Genomic DNA, 20,406 nt, shown 5'->3' on the forward strand with positions numbered 1-20,406 from the left:
ACTCGTCCCATTGAAATGAGTTGTTGTAACAACGACACTTGCAAATTCCGAGGGTATCTAACCGTTTTGCGTGTTGTGGTAGCACCTATGTCCGCCGCTCGATGTGTGCATTCTTAGCAGGAGGACCTTTTCCAAACATTTTATTTTGAACATCCTCTATAGATAAGGTGGCATATAAGTATGGTATTAGATTATATTCTTGAAGTAAATGGAACAGACAATATTTTCTGGATTTTTTACGTGATGAACTTAATTCTTTCAGCAATCGCTTATCAGCTCGGTTTTGCAAAAAAGCTCCCAATTGGAAAAAATATTATTGTATACATACTATTAATGATTGGTACATTTGTTATAACTATCTTCTCAACAGTAATGCGGATGCCAACGATTGAGTGTTTAATTGTTATCATTTTGGTGTTAGGAATTTATCGTTTTCGATTACATCGCGAGAGGAAAAACCGTAATAGCGTGCAAGAAGATAATGCATAAGCAAAAAATGTTTGATAAAATCTTAGATGTATATAATAAAAAGAAGCTGGATTTACCAAATTGGTAAATCCAGCTTCTTTTTATTTGAGTTAAGACAAGCTATAAGTAGTCATCTACTTTCTTCACTTCTTGATAGAAACGAAAATTCCCTGTAGCTAGTCTTTTTTTAGTATTTTCCTCAATCCGTTTATAACACGGCGTACATAAATGAATATTTTTTCTTCGATTACGTAATCTTTTCGCATGCAGTGAATCATTTTCTATTTCTTCCACTTTATCACATATGGTGCATTTAACCTGCATGTTGCCACCTCGATTCGGTAAAAATAGTAAAACGATGTCTTGTATTCATATAGTATAGCATATTTTTAGGGCCGAATTAAATAATCAAAGTTTGAAAACATGAGAAGTGGGAATGATAAAATTAAAGAAAGGAACTATTGCTTGGATGAAGACTGATTGGTTTAACGACTCTTTAGTCGGGGAGAGATAAGAAAACTCTAACAGAATGAAGTTTCATTTTATTGAAAGGATGATAATATGAAAAAAAGATATGTTGTATCAGCGTTAGGTGCAGTCGGAGCAGGAGTTGCCGGTATATTATTATCAGACAGAAAAAAACGAAAAAAATTAAAATCAGCCACGGGAACACTACGAGTTTTTGAAAATGCCGGAAAGCCTGATGAATTTACAGAAAAAGAATTGGATCAACTTGAAAATGCTAAAATGGTTTCAGAAGGATCGCAATTTGGCGTACAGTACTACAATGAAAAAAAGGATAAAATGCGTCAGTTATTACAAGAAAATGAAACTAGATAATAAAAAGTCCGCATGCTGATTTGTAAGATTCACATACAGCATGCGGGCTTTATGACGCAATAGGAAAGTATGATAGACACAAATGTTCTAGTATCAACGTTGGTTACAGAATATGACTTATTCTAGTCAATGAAAAATGGCTTTAAAGGAACTTCGAGGAATACTTCACGTTCTTGGGGCTGCGATTACCAATGTTGTCAGGTTAATCGACCGCTACGGAAAAACACTACGCTTTCCGTGGGCTTGAGCTCAGCCTCCTCGAAAAAAGAAGTTCGCTTTTTTCTGCGGGGTCTTCCCTCCGCGCTTTCCCACAGGAGTCTCCGTGTTTTTCCTCTGGGACTGCGGTTGCTCGCCCTGCCGAAGACATTTGTGGGGACGGCGAAGTCACCACATCCTTGTACAAGTTTTTCTAGTTATTAATGAACATGAATTTCTTTAATATACTTAATCGGATTATCTTGATTAGAGCCGTCTTTATAATAGAAATGAACAGGGCCATCTTCAAAAAGAGGTTTTCCTTCTGACGAGAAAAGTAAATAGCCATTTTTAGCGTCTTTTAAAGCTATTTTTTCATTCTCATCGTTGCTTTTAATAAATTCAATTTCCTCGGCATTTGCTTTCGGTTCTGCGTTATTAAGAAAGTCATGAAGTGGAATCACATAACTATTTTTTAAATATTCTTCTCCTTCCATCTTGGAGATGCTCCGATTCACAGGAGGCTTATGAAAAATGGACGTACTTGCTGCCTCTTCTTCTTTTTCAACAAAAGCTTTTTCCAGTTCAATTTTTCTGTCGTCAAAAATCCATACAGTTGGGTCAAGTGTGATAGGATAGCCGACATTTCCTTTAATCATTACAATCATGTTATTTTGATCCCCCTAAAATTAATTCCGCTTATATATACATGTAGCACAAGATTATATAGGGAAGCGTTTGCTTCTCAAATACAGTTTACGCGTACTTCCATTTATAAGAATAGCAAAATTCAGGATTACTTTCATCTATTTTACTTCAAATATACGTTACATATATCTGAAATGGTTTATAACCAAAAAAAGAAAAAACAGCGTAATTTTAACATTATACTTAAGTTATATTTGCATTTTTGGGCTTGTAGCGATAATATTATATAAAGAATGATAATATGCGGAGGGGATTATATTGATGCCTGATGTAACGATTAATCACCGTGAAAAAGCCCACGCTCTTTTGAAAGCTGATGCTGATAAGATACTTCGTTTAATCGAGGTTCAGATAGAAAATTTAACCATGCCACAATGTCCTGTTTACGAGGACGTACTGGATACACAGATGTTTGGCTTATCTAGAGAAATTGATTTTGCAGTTCGTTTAGAATTAATTACAGAAGAAGAAGGACGAAATCTTTTAGGAAACCTGGAGAAAAAGCTTAATATATTACATGAAGCTTCACAAGGTACGTTGTAATAATGTGGACAATTACTGTGACAGTACCGAAATAAAACTTTGCCAATTTAACGAGCGGCAAGGTTTTTTTATAAAGATAAGAAAAGAATTTGTGTTTATTCTGATACAATTACTTGTATACTTTAGCGTTAAATAAATGTTGCTAATCCATGCCTTAAAGGGAAACAGATTACTTATTTACGTTGCACTATAGGAAAGTACGGCGGACACAACGTTCCCGTATCGAGATTAATCAGACGTCGTGACCGGTCTTAGCCGATGAAATAAGATCGGCCGGTTCGAGGAACTCCGGCTGCGTTTTCCACGTCCTTTTTGGTATTGTTGAAGCGTACATCCTTGTATCAGCAAAGGGCGAGTAGATGGTTGCGTTTTAGTGCTTAATATAGCAGTAATAAACAGGAATATGTAATAGCCCGCTAAATCGTACCCAACAACGTGGAGACATTTAAAAAATTAACGTGGAGTATTTACATGCGTAATAACAGAAAGCTGAAAGATAAATTCAACACAATTACACGAGGTTTTTGAAGTTATAATGAAATATTTTAGAGCTATCTATTGTTTGATATATGTAAAAAAATGTATACTGACAAATAAGAGATAATAATAACAGCTCTATAAATAATATGATATACTGTTAAAAATCTCTTAAACTTACATAGTGACTAGGAGAAAAATAATGTTAAAAAATTGGAAACACTTCGATTTCACATTGATGATTACACCAATTCTATTAGCTGGCTTTGGGGTAGTGATGGTATATAGTGCAAGTATGGTGTTAGCAGTTGTGGAGGGATCAAACAGCAATTTTTACCTTAACAGGCAATTAGTCTTCTTTATTGTTGCGCTTCTGGGATTTGTGGTTACATCCTTCTTGCCTTACCAAATTTATCAAAGACTGATGAAAATAATCATTATATCTTGTATTGTCTTACTTGTAGCTGTACTTTTCTTTGGAGATACAGTTAATAATGCGAGATCGTGGTTTCGATTTGGTCCATTTAGCTTGCAGCCTGCCGAAGTTGCCAAGCTTGGTCTAATTATGTATTTAGCTGCTATCTATTCTAAAAAGCAGGCTTACTTAGACCAATTTAGTAAAGGAGTATTACCTCCGCTTATTATTACAGCAATCGTTCTTGGGTTAATTATGAGGCAGCCGGATGTTGGAACAGCGTCCATTATTTTTTTAATGGCATGTTCTGTTATCTTTGCTTCTGGTATTAAATGGAAACACTTATCTATCCTTGTTTTTGCAGGGGTGCTTCTGTTGGCTTTTGCCATTCCAAATATGGTAACAGAAGAAAGGCTATCTCGTTTCACGGGTGCTTACCAGCCGTTTAATTCTCCAGATTTAAATGGTTATCAATTAATTCAATCGTATGTTGCGATTGGTGTTGGCGGTTTAACAGGGGAAGGGTTGGGGCAAAGCATCCAAAAGCTGGGCTTTCTGGTAGAAGGTCATACCGATTTTATTATGGCCATTATTGCAGAGGAGCTTGGATTTATAGGAGTAGCGATTGTTTTAGGCCTGTTGGCTACAATTGTCTTTAGAGGACTTTATATTTCAAGGAAATGTCAGGATAGTTTTGGTTCTTTACTTGCACTTGGAATTGCATCGATGGTAGGCATTCAAACTTTTATTAATTTAGGCGCAATTAGCGGGGTTCTACCAATTACAGGTGTACCTTTGCCATTTATCAGTTATGGAGGATCTTCCTTGCTCTTTATGATGATAGCTATGGGGATTCTTAATAATATAGCTTTGCAAGTTAATAAGAAAGAAAATGAAAGAGAAGAACTGGTACCCAAATCTAGTTTATTCTCCAAAAAATCTATCAATACGTACAGAGGTGGTAAAGCATGACAGACTTGAAGCAAATTAGCAAAGTATTAGTTGCGAACAGAGGAGAAATTGCCATACGTGTATTCCGGGCTTGTACCGAGTTAAATATTCGCACCGTAGCAGTTTATTCCAGCGAAGATTCTTCTTCCTTTCACCGGTTTAAAGCAGATGAAGCTTATTTAATCGGGGAAGGGAAAAAGCCTATCGACGCTTACTTAGATATCGAAGGAATCATTGCTTTAGCAAAAGAAGTAGAAGTAGATGCTATTCATCCAGGATATGGATTCCTTTCTGAGAACATTGAATTTGCCAGACGTTGTGAAGAAGAAGGTATAATTTTTATCGGTCCTACCAGCGAGCATTTAAATATGTTTGGGGATAAAGTAAAAGCGAGAGAACAAGCTCTAGCTGCAAATTTACCAATTATTCCAGGCAGTGATGGTCCAGTTGACTCATTAGAAGAAGTAAAAGCTTTTGGAGAGAAACATGGCTATCCTATTATTATTAAAGCTTCTCTTGGCGGCGGCGGAAGAGGAATGCGTGTGGTTCAGGATGCAAATGAAGTAGACAATGCATACGACCGGGCAAAATCAGAAGCAAAAGCTGCTTTTGGCAATGATGAAATTTATGTTGAAAAATTAATTGAAAACCCGAAACATATCGAAGTGCAAATTATTGGTGATACACAAGGGAATATTGTTCATTTATATGAAAGAGACTGTTCCGTGCAGCGTCGTCATCAAAAATTAATTGAAGTAGCTCCAAGCTTATCTTTAAATGAAAATTTAAGAGAAGCAATTTGCCAGGCAGCTGTAGATTTAATGGAAAATGTGGACTATATCAATGCTGGTACCGTGGAGTTTCTTGTAACCGAAAATGACTTCTACTTTATTGAAGTAAATCCGCGTGTTCAAGTGGAACATACGATTACAGAGATGATTACAGGTGTAGATATTGTTCAGACACAAATAAAAGTTGCTGATGGGTTTGGATTACATGATAAGGAAGTTGGCATCCCAGTACAGGATAAAATTACAACACAAGGTTATGCTATTCAGTCTCGTGTAACATCGGAAGATCCGCTGAACGATTTTATGCCAGATACAGGAAAAATTAATGCATATCGGAGCGGGGGCGGATTTGGTGTTCGCTTAGATGCTGGAAATGCGTATCAAGGAGCAGTTATTTCACCTCATTATGATTCGTTACTAGTTAAAGTTTCTACATGGGCACTTGATTTTGAACAAGCTACAATTAAAATGGTGCGAAATTTAAAAGAATTCCGTATTAGAGGAATTAAGACAAATATCCCATTTTTAGAAAATGTTATGCTGCATGAACAGTTTTTGTCAGGAGAATATGATACGACTTTCATTGATAAAACACCTGAATTGTTTATTTTCCCAGTACGTCGTGACCGTGGAACCAAAATGCTGACATATATTGCGAATACGACTATAAATGGCGTAGATGGTGCGGAAAAACAAGAAAAACCTGATTTCGAAAAATTAATTATTCCAAATATAGAAAATATAGAAATACAGCAGGGAGCAAAACAAATTTTAGATGAACGTGGTCCGGAAGGGCTTGCGAAGTGGCTTAAAGAGCAAAAACAGGTTATGTTAACCGATACGACATTCCGTGATGCGCATCAATCTTTATTAGCTACACGAGTTCGTACAAATGACTTATTGCACATTGCAGAGCCAACAGCAAAATTAATGCCAAACCTATTTTCTGTAGAAATGTGGGGTGGGGCAACTTATGATGTGGCATATCGCTTCTTAAAAGAAGATCCTTGGGAAAGACTGCTGCAGTTGAGAAAACGTATGCCAAATGTGTTGTTCCAAATGTTACTTCGTGCAAGTAACGCGGTTGGATATAAAAATTATCCAGATAATGTCATCGAATTATTTGTTGAGAAAAGTGCAGAAGCAGGTATCGATGTATTCCGTATTTTCGATAGCTTGAACTGGGTAGAAGGGATGCAAGTAGCAATTGATAATGTCCGTAAAACAGATAAAATTGCGGAAGCAGCGATTTGTTACACTGGTGATATCTTAGATACTGGCAGAACTAAATACGATGTTGAATACTATAAAAACATGGCTAAAGAATTAGAAACGGCAGGCGCACATATCCTGGGAATTAAAGATATGGCAGGTTTACTGAAGCCAGAAGCAGCCTATCAACTTATCAGTACATTGAAAGAAACGGTAGATATTCCAATTCACTTGCATACACATGATACAAGCGGAAATGGTGTTTACGCATATTCCAAAGCAATTGAAGCGGGAGTAGATGCTGTTGATGTTGCTGTAGGTTCCATGGCTGGAATGACTTCACAACCAAGTGCACAATCTCTTTATTATGCTTTAGATGGAACCGGGCAACAGCCAGAGCTAAATATTGATAAAGTGGAAGAGATTGGGCAGTATTGGGAAGGTGTTCGGAAGTACTACAAAGATTTTGAAAGTGGAATGAACGCACCACATACAGAAATTTATCATCATGAAATGCCAGGTGGTCAGTATAGTAACCTGCAGCAACAAGCAAAAGCTGTTGGTTTAGGAGATCGCTGGAATGAAGTGAAAGCAATGTTCCGTAAAGTGAATGATATGTTTGGAGATATCGTAAAGGTTACTCCATCATCCAAAGTGGTGGGAGATATGGCACTCTTTATGGTACAAAATGACTTAACGGAGGAAAGCCTTTATGAAAAAGGTGAATCGATTGATTTCCCTGATTCTGTTATTGAATTTGCCCAAGGATATATTGGCCAGCCATATCAAGGTTTCCCAGAAAAACTGCAAAAGCTGATTCTAAAAGATAGAGAGCCTATTACCGTTAGACCAGGGGAGTTAATGGAAGATGTTGATTTTAAAGAAATGCGTGATACACTTTACAATGAGCTGAATCGTCCGGTGAACAGTCATGATTTAATTTCAAATGCACTTTATCCGAAAGTATTCAAAGACTATCAGGAGTTCTTGAACACGTATGGGGACATGTCTGTATTAGATACACCGACTTTCTTCTACGGTATGAAGCTTGGTGAAGTGATTGAAGTAGAGATTGAAAAAGGTAAAACGCTTATTGTGAAACTTGTTTCTATTTCAGAACCAAAAGAAGACGGCACTCGAGTTATTTATTTCCAACTAAATGGACAATCCCGTGAAATTGCTGTTCGTGATAACAGTATTGAGTCTGCGATCGCAATAAATCCAAAAGCAGATAAATCCAATCCAAATCATGTAGGTGCAACCATGCCTGGTACCGTTCTTGAAGTGCATTGTGCGAAAGGAGACACGGTTAAAAAAGGACAGCATCTGATGACAAATGAAGCAATGAAGATGGAAACTTCTGTACAGGCTCCACTTGATGGTGTCATTAAGGAAATTCATGTTCAAGCAGGTAGTTCGATTGCGGTAAATGATTTATTAATTGAATTTGAGTAAATAAAATAAAGTCCCTTGGCAGGCATGTCAAGGGGCTTGTAATGTCTAAAAGGGTGAAAGGCTTGCACTCAGGAGCATAAGGGGATAAAAGCAAAATACGCTTTTAAGCCTTCCTTTAAAAAATGCCGGATTTTCGATTTTCTTTACGAGCTGGGAGATCTGAATTAAACATAAAAGGAAACCTTGTGTGTAAAATGCAAGGTTTCCTTTTATTTGTAAGTGATATTTTACAAATTCTACTATTTCTCTTTTCTACTGCTTCGGAAAGACAAATGGATAAAGTAAGTCAGCATTCCAAAATAACAAGTTATAAATAGTGCATGGGCCAGAGCAATAAATAAATTGAGCTGCGTAAAGATAATTAGCGAACCAGAGAAAACTTGGAGTGTAATCAGCGTCAGCGTAATAAGCCATCCCCACTTCATAACAAGATTGTGACTATATTTCTTTAGCATGCGAATCGTTAAAAAAAGTGTCCATAAAAATAAGATTCCGGCTGCAAAACGATGTCCCATTTGTACCCATTGGTTAAATGAATAGCTTGCAAAAGCAAAAGGCTCCGCATTTGAGCAAAGTGGCCAGTCCGAACAATCCAAGATAGAATTGGTATGACGTACGAGTGCCCCGCTATAGACTACACACATCGTATAAAACGTTATCGCATAGATTTCCATTCGATGAGACTTTTTAATATGGATGTCTTCCGTATGTAACTTCTTGTCAATTTCAAAGAATAATAGCATAAGTAAAAAAACAGCAGCAAAACAAATTAAAGATATCCCAAAATGAGTAGCTAATACAAAATCAGATTGTCCCCAGACAACTGCTGCCGCCCCAACTAGTGCTTGTACAATAATAAAAAATAGTGCAGAAAAGCTTAAGAATATAACTTCTTTGTGATGTCTATATGCTTTCCAGGATAGAACAGCAAGTAAAAGCACCAATATACCAACTGCACCGCTGACCATTCGATGACTTAATTCAACGATCATTTCAAAATGAAGGTTGGCAGGGAGGAGTTCTCCTTCACACAGCGGCCAGCTGTCTCCACACCCATCCGCTGAACCTGTTTTTGTAACAAGTGCCCCTCCCAAAAGAAGAGGAAGCATTCCAATGGTCGTTACCACAGATAGTATTTTAAGTTTTTTCAACATATCTATGCAACCTCAATTCTATGTAAATTATCCAATATCTCTAGTGTATCAAAATTCATTCGGGAAACGCTTTCCAATTTTGAACAAAATCTAACAAACGGCTAAAATAATTTGCAAATCAAAACAGCACCGGAGTATAAACTATTAAAATTCATTTATTCAAGCAGGTAAACTTCCTGTTAAGAATAAAAATACCATTGTTAATAGTATCATGTTTTTTTGGAATTTTCATCAGCAAATAAAAAAAGCTTGCATAATTCGGTTATGTTTGCTAGAAATATAGTATGGATGAGTATGCAGAAGAACAGTTATTATTTAATAAACATTGAAAAGTACATAATTTATTTTCTTTATCTAGTTTCCATACCCTTTTTAGCTGAATGTTCAAATAGTTGTAAAATATTATATTAAAGTTCATTAGATTGTCATAGAAATCCATGCTATAATTAAAGTTGGAAACGGAATACATAGAACCGAATGTCTGTATTCTGTTTATTATTATGTCTTCCTACTGGTGCGAAGGGGGGAAATTATGGATAAAGTAGATCTGACTTATTCGGAGTTAATCGGTAACACAACTATCTCAACTAAAGAGAAAATAACTGTTTTTCTGTCAGAAGTGAAGGCGCTTATAAAAATAGGAATTGTTAATTCTAATTTGATTACAGCAATTACTGGTTTTTTAGTGGCTATCGCTTTAACAAATACCTCCTTTAGTAGTCATTGGGGGACATTTCTTTTAATGATAATTGGAAGTGCTTTAGTGATTGCTGGCGGTTGCGTTATTAATAACTGGGATGATGTAGATATTGATCCCAAAATGTCCAGAACAAAGAAAAGACCTACTGTTACGGGTTTCTTTTCATTGCGAACAGTACTTATAATGGGAATGATTATAAGTGTTCTTGGATTCGCAGTATTACTGTTTACTACTTGGTACGCAGCATTATTTGCTTTTATTGGCTGGTTTGGCTATGTGGTGTTATACACAATATGGTCAAAGCGGAGATATACGTTAAACACAGCTATTGGAAGCTTATCTGGTGCAATGCCTCCTGTGATCGGCTGGGCAGCAGTTGAATCCTCTTTTCATGTGGTTCCACTTGTCATGTTTTTAATTATGTTTATTTGGCAAACACCGCATTTTCTTGCTCTAGCAATGAAAAAGAAAGAGGAGTACAAGGCGGCTGGAGTACCGATGTTACCAGTTGTTAGAGGTATGGGCATGACGAAAAGGCAAATTGTTGTTTACATTGCTTGTCTTTTACCATTACCATTCTTTTTACTCCCTACACTGGGATTAACTTTTACGATTGTGGCAACGCTATTAAATATTGGATGGCTGATAATAGGGTTTATTGGATTATTCACGGAAAAAGATATGAAATGGGCTAATTTAGTATTTATATTTTCATTGAATTATTTAACTATTTTATTTCCGTTAATGATCATTGTTACACTGCCGATATTTAATTAATGATTGTTATTCCTTGAAACTTAAATATAAAAGGAAAGAACAAAAAGAAAGAGAGGTATTCTTACATGAAAGGTTGGATGGGAAAAACCAAAGTTTTATTCGTATTCACGTTACTTGCTCTATTTTTGGCAGGCTGCGGAATGGAAAATCTTTCTGCACTTAGACCTAGAGGTTACGGCGCAGAACAATCCATGGATCTTATTGTTCTGACCACATTAATCATGACAGGTGTGTTTATTGTGGTTATGGTGATTTATGTGATTACCCTTGTGCGCTTTCGCAGAAAAAAAGGACAGGAAGATCATGTGCCTGAGCAAGTGGAAGGGAACCACAAGCTGGAAGTAATCTGGACAGTAATTCCAATAATTTTAGTATTAATTATTGCTGTACCTACCGTGCTGGCGACTTTCAACCTGGCCGATGATTCGAGTGCAGATGAACTCACTAATATTAATGTAAAAGGAAATCAATATTGGTGGCATTTTGAGTATCCTGGAGAAGAAGTTCAAACAAGTCAAGACCTGTACATTCCTACTGGCGAGCGCGTTTATTTACATATGCTCTCTTCTGATGTTATTCATTCATTCTGGGTTCCATCAATTTCCGGGAAAATGGATGTCAATGCAGAGAATGTAAATACCATGTATATCGAAGCTTACGAGGAAGGTGTATACTGGGGCAAATGTGCTGAGTTATGCGGCCCTTCGCATTCCTTAATGGATTTTAAAGTCATTGCTGTTTCACCTGAAGAATACGAACAGTGGGTAGACGATATGCAAAACATAGATGCAGAAGCGGAGCCAGAAACTGCTGAAGCTCAAGAAGGTCAAGAGTTGTTTGAAGCGAACAATTGTATGAATTGTCATGCGACTGACGCAGCTGCTTCCGGTATTGAAGCTGGACCGGAGAATAACGGACCATTTGGACCGAATTTATCAAACTTTGGCGACCGTTCTAATGTTGCCGGTATTTTGGAACATAACCAGGAGAACCTTGTTGACTGGTTAATGGATCCTGAGTCTATTAAGCCGGGGAATAAAATGACGGACCAATATCCGCCACTTAATCAAGATGAAGCGGAAAGTATTGCAGCATATTTAATGCAATTACAACCTTCAGAGATTACACCTGAAAGCGCAGGAGATTAAAAAGTGAATGACTGTTACAAAAGGGAGGTTTAAAATTTGGGTATGACTAGTGCTCAAAAAAGCGGTTTCGGGGCTATCCTATGGGATTGGTTGACAACTGTCGATCATAAAAAGATCGGTATTCTGTATCTTGCAGGAGGAGGATTCTTTTTCCTGTTAGGCGGTCTTGAGGCTGTAATTATTCGTATTCAATTAATTTCACCAGAGAATGATTTTATTAGTGCCGGGCTTTATAATGAAATGATTACCATGCACGGTACAACGATGATATTTCTTGCAGCGATGCCGATATTATTAGGTTTGATGAACTTTATTATGCCGCTGCAAATCGGAGCGCGTGACGTAGCATTTCCGTTCCTTAACTCTTTAGGATTCTGGTTATTCTTTTTCGGGGGAGTGTTATTAAACCTTAGCTGGTTTACTGGTGCCCCTGATGCCGGTTGGACTAACTATGCTCCATTATCCATACAATCCCCGGGTCATGGTATTGACTTTTACGTTATGGGATTGCAATTATCCGGAGCAGGAACCTTAATGGGCGGGATTAACTTTATTGTTACGATTGTATCGATGCGTGGACCGGGTATGACTTATATGAGAATGCCGTTGTTCACCTGGACCACATTTGTAGCCAGTATTTTAATTCTATTTGCATTCCCGGCATTGACGGTTGGATTATTCTTAATGATGTTTGACCGTATGTTTGGTTCTGCATTTTTCGATGCAGCATTAGGCGGAAATTCAATTATCTGGCAGCATTTATTCTGGATATTTGGACATCCGGAAGTATATATCTTGATTCTGCCGGTATTCGGAGTATTTAGTGAGGTTTTCCCTACATTTGCTAAAAAACGCTTATTCGGATATACAGCAATGGTATTTGCGACATTTTTGATTGCGTTTTTAGGATTTATGGTATGGGCTCACCATATGTTTACAGTAGGTCTGGGACCAGTTGCAAACTCTATCTTTGCAGTAGCAACAATGGCAATTGCTGTTCCGACCGGTATAAAAATATTTAACTGGCTGTTTACCCTTTGGGGAGGCAGTATTAAAATCAATTCAGCGATGTTATGGTCATTAGCTTTCATTCCGTCATTTACTATCGGAGGAATGACTGGTGTTATGCTGGCTTCTGCTGTTGCTGATTATCAATATCATGACACTTACTTTGTTATCGGACACTTTCACTATGTAATTGTAGGCGGGACAGTGTTTGGTATATTAGCAGGACTGCATTACTGGTGGCCAAAAATGTTCGGCAGATATTTAAGCGAAGGAATGGGGCAGATATCGTTCTGGACATTCTTTGTTGGATTCCATTTAACGTTCTTTATCCAGCATTTCTTAGGGTTAATGGGAATGCCGCGCCGTTACTGGGTATTCTTAGAAGATCAGGGCTTGGACACAGGTAACTTGATCAGTACAATTGGTGCTTTCTTTATGTCATTTGGTGTAATTGTATTTCTCATTAACATTATTTACACAGCTGTTAAAGGTAAAAAAGCTCCTGGCGATGCATGGGGATCCGGACGTACTTTGGAATGGGCCATTTCATCACCGCCTGTCCATTATAACTTTAAACAATTACCATTAGTCCGCGGACTGGATCCATTATGGATTGAAAAGATGGAAGGAAATAAAAAAATGACGCCATCCGAACCGGTAGATGAAATTCATATGCCGAACGGATCGATTCTTCCTTTCATTATGACGATCGGGTTCACGATTGCTTCATACGGCTTTATTTATCAAACAGAAAGTAAATATTGGTTAATCGCTGTTTATGCAGGGATGGCTATTGCATTAATCTGTATGCTGACCCGTTCATTAAAAGATGACCACGGACATCATATCTCTAAAGAGGAACTAGAAAGGGTGGGTGATTAATATGAGTCATGATCATTCCATTGATCCAAAGAATATGCCAAAAGACCCTTCGAAGGCAACAACAGAAGGAAAGCATAAATTCATGGGCTTGTGGGTATTCCTTGGTGGTGAGACGGTTCTTTTTGCCTGCCTGTTTGGTACGTACCTTGCTTTAAAAGATTCTAATGCCGGAGGACCGACAACACAGGAATTATACGGTCTCGGACTGGTATTCTTAATGACAATCCTGCTTTTAACAAGCTCTTTAACAAGTGTGTATGCTATTTATCATATGAAGAATAATGACTTTAAGAAGATGCAGCTATGGATGGGAATTACAGCATTACTGGGTATTGCTTTCCTTGCATGTGAGGTTTATGAATTTGCACATTATATTCATGACTATGGTTTTACATTCCGTTCTTCTGCATTTGGATCAGCTTTTTATACTTTAGTCGGCTTTCATGGAGGACACGTTGTATTTGGATTATCCTGGATCATCGCATTGATGGTTCGTAATGCAAAGCGTGGGCTGGACCTGTATAATGCACCAAAATATAATACATTTGCGCTATATTGGCACTTTATCGATGTAGTGTGGGTGTTTATCTTTACAGTTGTTTATCTGATGGGGATGGTGAGTTAATTTATGACAGATGAAATGAGTTCAAGAAAAATTAATTCGTTCCAAAAACAAAAGAATAAACAAGAAATGCAAAAAATGGTAGTCAGTTTCGCATTAATGATTTTCTTTACATTAGTTGCATTTGCTCTTGTTATGTTTGAAGTACCATCTACGTATGTTATTCCAATATTGCTGCTTCTTGCCTTTGTACAGGTAGGATTTCAGTTTTTCTACTTTATGCACTTAAAGGACAAAGGTCATGAGGTACCTGCTCAAATTATCTATGGTGGGATTTTCATTACAGTGATGGTGGCATTAACATTTACGGTTATTACCTGGTGGTAAGTAAGACAATTGAAAATCAACCTTATTAAAATTGCTAAATACTATGATGATATATTTTTAAATCATCATAGTGTTTTTTTTTTGCAGGTTCGAAAATAAATGGATGTGTTTTAAAATCGTCACAATCCATCTAGAGAATTCTTGCTTATTTTAAGGTATAATAGATAATGTAGACTAAACTGGAGATGATTAAGTATGTGGTTAGATATACAAATATTTGGGTTTCGGGCATTGTGGAGTCCATATTTTATGATATTTATAGCTCTCATTGCTTTAGCTTATTTTTTAATTACAGGGCCATATCGGCATAAATTTGGCAATCATAATAAAGTTTCTGTGAAGCAGCAGGTGTCTTTTTATACCGCGATGCTATGTCTATACTTAGTTAAAGGAGCACCAATTGATTTACTTTCACATATAACGCTTACTGCTCACATGATTCAAATGGCCGTTTATTTACTTGTTGTGCCAATATTGATTATCAAAGGCATTCCAGCCTGGTTATGGAGAAAAGCGATTGATCTTCCTGTTATTAGACCAATTGTAAAAATAGGCACAAAACCTTTAATATCATTATTGCTATTTAATGGTTTATTTTCCTTTTATCACATCCCTAGTTTTTTTGAGTTTGCAAAATCTTCGCCGGTTATTCATTCGGCCGTTCATGGGTTATTGTTATTTGCAGCTTTTCTAATGTTCTTTCCATTGTTATCTCCTATAAAGGAATTTGACCGCATGCAGCCTCTATTAAAGGTAGGTTATATTTTTGCAAATAGTGTATTAATCACACCTGCATGTGCATTAATCATTTTTGCATCTGAACCTCTTTATGCAACATATACACAAGGAGGAGCATGGATGCAGGCGATGAGTCTTTGTGTGCCGACTGATGTTTTACAGGGACTTGCTCCCGGTTTAACTGGCCCGGAAATGTTTACACCGCTCAGTATATTGACAGACCAGCAGCTCGGCGGTATTATCATGAAGATTATTCAAGAAATTACTTATGGAGGGGTTTTAGCAACGATTATTTTTTCTTGGATCAGAAGAGAAGGTAATACTATTGACCCGTTACCGCCAACAACGGCAGAAACACATTGAAAAGAAAGTTCCAAAAGAGGAGCAAAATGAATAAGAGAAAAAACGATGCAATTACGTAGGGAAGCAGATCTTCATTTCTTTATATAATTATAAGGTTTCTTCGTTTTTTCCCGATATTTTTTCAACGTATATTTAGAAATACTGGAGGATAAAGAAATGCATTTACTACCAACTATTAGTACATTTTTTATTGCTTTGAGTGCAATACTCGTCGCAATAGGCTGGGTTTTAATCGTAAAAAATAAAAGAAAAGAACATAAAGCTGTGATGATATCAGCAGCTGTCAGTGCACTTCTTTTCTTCATTATTTATGTATCACGCACCGTGTTTATTGGAAATACAAGCTTTGGAGGTCCTGAAAATATACAGACCTATTTTACGATTTTCCTGATTTTCCATATTATTTTAGCGACAGTGGGAGCGGTGTTTGGAATTGTAACGCTTGTATTAGCATTCAAGAGAAATATTAAAAAACACCGTAAAATTGGTCCGGTAACAAGTATTATTTGGTTTTTCAGTGCTATTACAGGGATTATGGTTTATATTTTTCTATATGTATTATTTGAACCGGGTGAAACAACAAGTATGATTAAGGCTATTCTTGGTTTTTAACCGCTAATCTGTGATGTGAAAGCTTGAATTTGATGTAAAGGGGGGTGCTGTTATCCAGGAGCGCCGCCCCTTTTTACATGTTTTTCGAATAAGGAATATTTTCGGCAAATATATAATGGCCTCACAACACAGCTGGTATGATGAAAAATAAAAAGAGATAACATATGACAAAATGATATGCTATCTCTTTTTAAGGCTCTATTTTATTTTTTGTAATACTGTAATTCTTCGCTGAGCTTGGCAAGTAATGTGTTTGTTCTTTCTACAACGCTTTCAGGGAAGTTCTCTTCTTCACCATATTCTATTCCATGAGGATAATAATGTTTACCGAGTAAAGGAGTCATTAATTGCATAACGGCATTGCGTTTATCTACATCTCCCTCGATAGCATATCCTTGTACACGGATATAATATGTAATACCTTCTTCATTGGAGCCAATTTTGTAATCGTAGGTAACACGTTCATAATCCCATTGTCCTGCCCGGATAAATGCAAGATTCGCTGTTACATGATCCAATACCTGTACATCAATAATAGTGTCTTCTATCCCAGTGTTTTCAAATCTCATTATACTTTCACCTCATCAAAAATATTCTGCTTAGTTTAAGGATAATACGAAACGGTAATAGATGCAATAGAAACCATGGACGTTAGCAAAGAAAGGGTATAATATAATGATAATGGGGTATAAAGTAGATAAGTAGGTTATAAAAAGATGTTCAGAAATCACTGACCCTTTGTGCTGAGACAGGGGAGCGTGATCCGGAATAACCGGAATGGAGCGGAGTCAAACATTAAGAGCGTAGTTAAGATACATGCTTTCTTAATTTGCCCATTTTTGAAGGGGTACGATCAAGGATTTATTTGTCTGCTGGATGGGGGTTCCAATCATGAAGAAGCTTCGTAATATTTTGTTAATCATGATTATTGCACTCCTTGTATTTATTGTTATTAACCAGATAAGTTCATCACCTACAGAGGTTGTTAGAGAAGTCACGACACATCTTAATGAAGATGAAGAGGACATAGAGCCGAAAGGGACTGCTGCAGAGCTTCCTCAGATGAATTTAGAAGGCGATTTATATCAATGGATCGGAAAGACGTCAACAGAACTTGTGGAAGAGCTGGGAGAACCGGACAGGATTGATGTTAGTGCATATAGTTATGAATGGTACGTATATAATAATTCAGAAAGCCAATACGGTCAGTTTGCTATTTTAGAAGATGAGATTGTATCTGTTTACGCTATTGGTGATAATTTAGAGATATCACCAATTAATTCAGAGGCAAGTTATATAGAAGTGGCAGATACATTTCATTTTTCAAATGAAGTAACCTATTCTGATGGTGATTCTTCGTTTACTTTTCGATTAAATGCAGAAGATCTTCAGATGAGACCATTAGTGAAAATAAGTGATTCTACATTTATTCAATTTTATTTTGATACGTTTACAGAAACATTATCTTCTATGAGAATTTCTACGGGAGATGCACTTTTATTACAGAGACCTTATGAAATCGAATATCGGGGAGAGCTGCCTGAACAGCCTGAATTTAATGAGGAAGAGTGGAGGGAAATTCAGAAAGGGATGGAGCAGCAAGTGCTTGATATTTCTAATATAATGCGTTACAAGCATGATTTGCCGCGTTTAGAATGGGATGATCAAGTAAGCCTGGTAGCATATGATCATAGTAAAGATATGTATGACAATGATTATTTTTCCCATGTTAATTTAGACGGGAATGGTTTAAAAGAACGCTTGGAGGAAAAACAGGTTGCTTATGTAGCTGCTGGAGAGAATATTGCAGCTCAGTATCCAGATGCTCCTGCTGCGATGGAAGGATGGTTAAATAGTGAAAGTCATCGGGAAGCATTATTAAGTGATGAATATAGTTACCTTGGGGTCGGTGTATATCGTTTTTATTATACACAAAACTTTTTAGGGAAGCCTTTTTAATATATTTAAACCTATTTAACAGAGGAAGAAGTCAGAGATCCGTGGCTTCTTTTTTATTTGCATAGAAAATTATAGAATTATTGCCTTGTGGATAACTATTTATAGTAAAACAGCCACGTCCAGCTCCGAGCGCCAAAAACTAGGAGATTTCACGTCGCGCCCTACGATAAGTCAACATCGGTTCGTCACCTCACCGTGTTTCCTTTATCTCAAGAATAAAGGAAGTTCGACTAAAGTCGAACCACCCCCAAAAACCGGGGGCGCAATCTCTACGTTTTTAAACAGGCGCTCTGCGCTTTTGGTCACGGTAAGGAAGTAAGACTAAGTTTCCTGCGTCCCTATGGAAATGTCTAAGTTAACACATCTTTGTGCTAGTAAATATCAATAGAATGTAAGTTTTTAACGTTAGAAAGTAATAAGCCATTAGCACATTTTTAACCAAATTACATAGGTTATTGTAGGAAGTTTTAAAAACACTTTGCAGGCAGAGCCTTAAAAATAAAGGATTACCTTCGTTGGGACTGGTACTGTGCTTACCAATGTTGTCAGGTTAATTAAATGTATGAAATACAAAGTCTTGTATAGATCACAATAAAGCTAACTAGCGTATTGCTTTTTCTACAGTGCCGCATTACGCTGACAACTGTTGCGCTAACTCCTCCCATCACAATCACTGCACATATACTGTAGTTTTAATAAGTATATGCCCTTATAGTGTAAAAAGGACGGTGAGAAAATTGAGTCAATTACATCCTAGTGTTGCAGCATTTAAATCTTTCGTGAATCGCCATCCTAAATTATTGGAAGAAATCAGAAAAAGTGGCAAGGGATGGCAGGAATTTTATGAAAAGTGGGCAATTTTAGATGAAGATGACCCGTTTTGGAACGAATATAAAACAGAATCTACAGAAGCCGATTCTGAATCGAAAAATCAGGATAGTAAAAAAAGCAAAAAAACAGATCATTCCGACCTTATCCGACAGATCATGGACTATACCCAGAACTTAGATACGGAAAAGGTACAAGGGCAAATCGAGCAATTAAGTAAGGCCATAGGTGTTGTTCAAGAAATGATTGGTGATATGAAAAAGCCTTCCGCAAATAAAACACCCAGAGCTCCTTTTTCATTAAGAAAAGATTAGAGGGGATAAAATGGATAATGATATCATTGCCTATCTCAAAAAAAATCCGGAACTTGCTGAATTTGTCCGATATCATCCAATTTGGTATCGTTATTTGACGCGTGATCCAAGTCGGCTGGAAGAGTTAAAAAAAGAAGCAAAGAAATTTTATGGAAAAACATTTCCTCAAAAAATAAATACTTTCTCGAATCAATTACAAATGGTAAGAATGTTTGCAGAGATGGCTAAATCAATGAAAGATTGAAGCCGCCTCTGTTTTCTTTCGAAGTATAAAATGGTATGATAATAAGGATAACTATAAAAGTTTAATGATGCAGCTAAGCTGAATCACATCTAATTTAATAGTTACTGGCATAAACCTTATTAAGAGATAATCTCTTTTTTATTACATTCATTAATAATTGTTCGTGGAGGTGGAAAAATGATTGCTACAATGGAATATGTAGATATATTAGATGAATCGGAGTTAGTCGGGAAAATGATTTTACAATCCGATGTTATGGAACAATATCAATCAGCGAAGAAATCGTTGGATGAAGATAAGGAAGCGCAGAATCTGATTAAAACATTTGCGGATGTTAAAGAGCATTATGAAGATGTACAGCGGTTCGGCAGATACCATCCGGATTATTATGATATTATGAAGCAAGTCCGCTCTAAAAAACGAGATATGGATTTGAATGATAAAGTGGCGGCTTTTAAAGTTGCTGAAAGAAATCTGCAAAATCTATTGGATGAAGTCAGCCAATTTGTAGCAGAGAGTGTTAGTGAACAGATTAAAGCGCCTAAAGATGGCGCAGCTTTAACCGATAGCGGTTGTGGCTGTGGCAGCGGTGGAGCCTGTGGCTGTGCATCATAAATTCATAAAAGCAGGGAGCTTGAAAGAAGTGACCTGCTTTATGTCCTTATAACGCTTTTT

At 36.9% G+C, this 20,406-nt stretch carries 20 protein-coding genes; 16 read left to right on the plus strand and 4 right to left on the minus strand.

Going from position 1 to position 20,406, the window contains the following annotated elements:
• The first annotated feature begins 180 nt into the window (after positions 1-180).
• Positions 181-489: a YlaH-like family protein gene (locus tag BN986_RS10965; RefSeq protein ID WP_040979871.1), complete on the plus strand. Its 309-nt coding sequence runs from the start codon at positions 181-183 to the stop codon at positions 487-489.
• Positions 490-588: 99 nt separating this feature from the next.
• Here BN986_RS10965 and BN986_RS10970 read toward each other — a convergent pair whose 3' ends face one another.
• On the minus strand, positions 589-792 hold the full coding sequence (locus tag BN986_RS10970) for a YlaI family protein (RefSeq protein ID WP_040979873.1): 204 nt from the start codon (positions 790-792) through the stop codon (positions 589-591).
• Positions 793-1,029: 237 nt separating this feature from the next.
• On the opposite strand from BN986_RS10970, the gene BN986_RS10975 reads away from it, so the two are divergent.
• Positions 1,030-1,308, plus strand: a complete 279-nt coding sequence (locus BN986_RS10975; RefSeq protein ID WP_040979876.1) for a hypothetical protein — start codon at positions 1,030-1,032, stop codon at positions 1,306-1,308.
• A gap of 416 nt (positions 1,309-1,724) precedes the next feature.
• On the opposite strand, the gene BN986_RS10980 is transcribed toward BN986_RS10975, so the two are convergent.
• Entirely contained in the window at positions 1,725-2,171 is a 447-nt protein-coding gene (locus BN986_RS10980) for a hypothetical protein (protein WP_040979878.1), read from the minus strand.
• A 301-nt stretch (positions 2,172-2,472) separates the two neighbouring features.
• On the opposite strand from BN986_RS10980, the gene BN986_RS10985 reads away from it, so the two are divergent.
• The 3 genes from BN986_RS10985 (at position 2,473) to pyc (ending at position 8,055) form a co-directional block, all read left to right on the plus strand.
• Positions 2,473-2,754: an Fpa/YlaN family protein gene (locus tag BN986_RS10985; protein ID WP_040979880.1), complete on the plus strand. Its 282-nt coding sequence runs from the start codon at positions 2,473-2,475 to the stop codon at positions 2,752-2,754.
• A 679-nt stretch (positions 2,755-3,433) separates the two neighbouring features.
• Positions 3,434-4,618 carry a putative lipid II flippase FtsW gene (gene ftsW, locus BN986_RS10990; RefSeq protein WP_040979882.1) on the plus strand — a complete coding sequence of 395 codons (1,185 nt, stop codon included), beginning with the start codon at positions 3,434-3,436 and terminating at the stop codon, positions 4,616-4,618.
• The gene (gene pyc, locus BN986_RS10995; protein ID WP_040979884.1) at positions 4,615-8,055 is read left to right on the plus strand and encodes a pyruvate carboxylase; all 3,441 of its coding nucleotides are present in this window, start codon (positions 4,615-4,617) and stop codon (positions 8,053-8,055) included. Before ftsW ends, pyc begins: the two co-directional genes overlap by 4 nt.
• Positions 8,056-8,294: 239 nt before the next feature.
• Here the strand turns inward: pyc and BN986_RS11000 are convergent, their stop codons facing one another.
• Positions 8,295-9,209, minus strand: a complete 915-nt coding sequence (locus BN986_RS11000) for a COX15/CtaA family protein (RefSeq protein ID WP_040979886.1) — start codon at positions 9,207-9,209, stop codon at positions 8,295-8,297.
• Positions 9,210-9,741: 532 nt separating this feature from the next.
• On the opposite strand from BN986_RS11000, the gene cyoE reads away from it, so the two are divergent.
• The 7 genes from cyoE to BN986_RS11035 all read left to right on the plus strand — a co-directional run bounded on the left by cyoE (position 9,742) and on the right by BN986_RS11035 (position 16,386).
• Positions 9,742-10,686, plus strand: a complete 945-nt coding sequence (cyoE, locus tag BN986_RS11005; RefSeq protein ID WP_040979888.1) for a heme o synthase — start codon at positions 9,742-9,744, stop codon at positions 10,684-10,686.
• A gap of 65 nt (positions 10,687-10,751) precedes the next feature.
• Positions 10,752-11,834 (plus strand): cytochrome c oxidase subunit II, encoded by a 1,083-nt coding sequence (coxB, locus tag BN986_RS11010; RefSeq protein ID WP_040979890.1) that lies wholly within the window; start codon positions 10,752-10,754, stop codon positions 11,832-11,834.
• Between the two features lie 42 nt (positions 11,835-11,876).
• On the plus strand, positions 11,877-13,724 hold the full coding sequence (gene ctaD / locus BN986_RS11015) for a cytochrome c oxidase subunit I (protein ID WP_040980827.1): 1,848 nt from the start codon (positions 11,877-11,879) through the stop codon (positions 13,722-13,724).
• 1 nt (position 13,725) lies between these two features.
• Positions 13,726-14,349, plus strand: a complete 624-nt coding sequence (locus BN986_RS11020) for a cytochrome (ubi)quinol oxidase subunit III (protein ID WP_040979892.1) — start codon at positions 13,726-13,728, stop codon at positions 14,347-14,349.
• A 15-nt stretch (positions 14,350-14,364) separates the two neighbouring features.
• Positions 14,365-14,673 carry a cytochrome c oxidase subunit IVB gene (ctaF, locus tag BN986_RS11025; RefSeq protein WP_392392271.1) on the plus strand — a complete coding sequence of 103 codons (309 nt, stop codon included), beginning with the start codon at positions 14,365-14,367 and terminating at the stop codon, positions 14,671-14,673.
• Between the two features lie 195 nt (positions 14,674-14,868).
• Positions 14,869-15,774, plus strand: a complete 906-nt coding sequence (gene ctaG / locus BN986_RS11030) for a cytochrome c oxidase assembly factor CtaG (protein ID WP_040979896.1) — start codon at positions 14,869-14,871, stop codon at positions 15,772-15,774.
• 156 nt (positions 15,775-15,930) lie between these two features.
• Positions 15,931-16,386: a DUF420 domain-containing protein gene (locus BN986_RS11035; RefSeq protein ID WP_040979898.1), complete on the plus strand. Its 456-nt coding sequence runs from the start codon at positions 15,931-15,933 to the stop codon at positions 16,384-16,386.
• Positions 16,387-16,589: 203 nt separating this feature from the next.
• Here BN986_RS11035 and BN986_RS11040 read toward each other — a convergent pair whose 3' ends face one another.
• Positions 16,590-16,955: a YugN family protein gene (locus BN986_RS11040; protein ID WP_040979900.1), complete on the minus strand. Its 366-nt coding sequence runs from the start codon at positions 16,953-16,955 to the stop codon at positions 16,590-16,592.
• A gap of 322 nt (positions 16,956-17,277) precedes the next feature.
• Here BN986_RS11040 and BN986_RS11045 point away from each other — a divergent pair, with 322 nt between their 5' ends.
• The 4 genes from BN986_RS11045 (at position 17,278) to BN986_RS11060 (ending at position 20,346) form a co-directional block, all read left to right on the plus strand.
• Entirely contained in the window at positions 17,278-18,345 is a 1,068-nt protein-coding gene (locus tag BN986_RS11045; protein WP_040979902.1) for a CAP domain-containing protein, read from the plus strand.
• Between the two features lie 728 nt (positions 18,346-19,073).
• Positions 19,074-19,487 (plus strand): spore coat protein YlbD, encoded by a 414-nt coding sequence (gene ylbD, locus BN986_RS11050; protein ID WP_379555909.1) that lies wholly within the window; start codon positions 19,074-19,076, stop codon positions 19,485-19,487.
• A 10-nt stretch (positions 19,488-19,497) separates the two neighbouring features.
• A complete protein-coding gene (locus tag BN986_RS11055; protein ID WP_040979905.1) occupies positions 19,498-19,731 on the plus strand; it encodes a YlbE-like family protein in 234 nt (77 codons plus the stop codon).
• Positions 19,732-19,908: 177 nt separating this feature from the next.
• Positions 19,909-20,346, plus strand: coding sequence for a YlbF/YmcA family competence regulator (locus BN986_RS11060; protein WP_040979907.1), 438 nt, complete (start codon positions 19,909-19,911; stop codon positions 20,344-20,346).
• The last annotated feature ends 60 nt before the right edge of the window (positions 20,347-20,406 follow it).

It is taken from the genome of Oceanobacillus jeddahensis (assembly GCF_000750635.1).
GTDB lineage: Bacteria > Bacillota > Bacilli > Bacillales > Amphibacillaceae > Oceanobacillus > Oceanobacillus jeddahense.

Excerpts from the sequence above, each read along its gene's own strand:
- BN986_RS11045 (WP_040979902.1), top strand. The coding sequence starts at position 17,278 with ATGAAGAAGCTTCGTAATATTTTGTTAATCATGATTATTGCACTCCTT.
- BN986_RS10985 (WP_040979880.1), top strand. The coding sequence starts at position 2,473 with ATGCCTGATGTAACGATTAATCACCGTGAAAAAGCCCACGCTCTTTTG.
- BN986_RS11020 (WP_040979892.1), top strand. The coding sequence starts at position 13,726 with ATGAGTCATGATCATTCCATTGATCCAAAGAATATGCCAAAAGACCCT.
- cyoE (WP_040979888.1), top strand. The coding sequence starts at position 9,742 with ATGGATAAAGTAGATCTGACTTATTCGGAGTTAATCGGTAACACAACT.
- BN986_RS11040 (WP_040979900.1), bottom strand. The coding sequence starts at position 16,955 with ATGAGATTTGAAAACACTGGGATAGAAGACACTATTATTGATGTACAG.
- ftsW (WP_040979882.1), top strand. The coding sequence starts at position 3,434 with ATGTTAAAAAATTGGAAACACTTCGATTTCACATTGATGATTACACCA.
- BN986_RS11035 (WP_040979898.1), top strand. The coding sequence starts at position 15,931 with ATGCATTTACTACCAACTATTAGTACATTTTTTATTGCTTTGAGTGCA.
- BN986_RS11055 (WP_040979905.1), top strand. The coding sequence starts at position 19,498 with ATGGATAATGATATCATTGCCTATCTCAAAAAAAATCCGGAACTTGCT.
- BN986_RS10980 (WP_040979878.1), bottom strand. The coding sequence starts at position 2,171 with ATGATTGTAATGATTAAAGGAAATGTCGGCTATCCTATCACACTTGAC.
- coxB (WP_040979890.1), top strand. The coding sequence starts at position 10,752 with ATGAAAGGTTGGATGGGAAAAACCAAAGTTTTATTCGTATTCACGTTA.
- pyc (WP_040979884.1), top strand. The coding sequence starts at position 4,615 with ATGACAGACTTGAAGCAAATTAGCAAAGTATTAGTTGCGAACAGAGGA.
- ctaD (WP_040980827.1), top strand. The coding sequence starts at position 11,877 with ATGACTAGTGCTCAAAAAAGCGGTTTCGGGGCTATCCTATGGGATTGG.
- BN986_RS11060 (WP_040979907.1), top strand. The coding sequence starts at position 19,909 with ATGATTGCTACAATGGAATATGTAGATATATTAGATGAATCGGAGTTA.
- BN986_RS10975 (WP_040979876.1), top strand. The coding sequence starts at position 1,030 with ATGAAAAAAAGATATGTTGTATCAGCGTTAGGTGCAGTCGGAGCAGGA.
- BN986_RS11000 (WP_040979886.1), bottom strand. The coding sequence starts at position 9,209 with ATGTTGAAAAAACTTAAAATACTATCTGTGGTAACGACCATTGGAATG.
- BN986_RS10965 (WP_040979871.1), top strand. The coding sequence starts at position 181 with ATGGTATTAGATTATATTCTTGAAGTAAATGGAACAGACAATATTTTC.
- ctaG (WP_040979896.1), top strand. The coding sequence starts at position 14,869 with ATGTGGTTAGATATACAAATATTTGGGTTTCGGGCATTGTGGAGTCCA.
- ctaF (WP_392392271.1), top strand. The coding sequence starts at position 14,365 with ATGAGTTCAAGAAAAATTAATTCGTTCCAAAAACAAAAGAATAAACAA.
- BN986_RS10970 (WP_040979873.1), bottom strand. The coding sequence starts at position 792 with ATGCAGGTTAAATGCACCATATGTGATAAAGTGGAAGAAATAGAAAAT.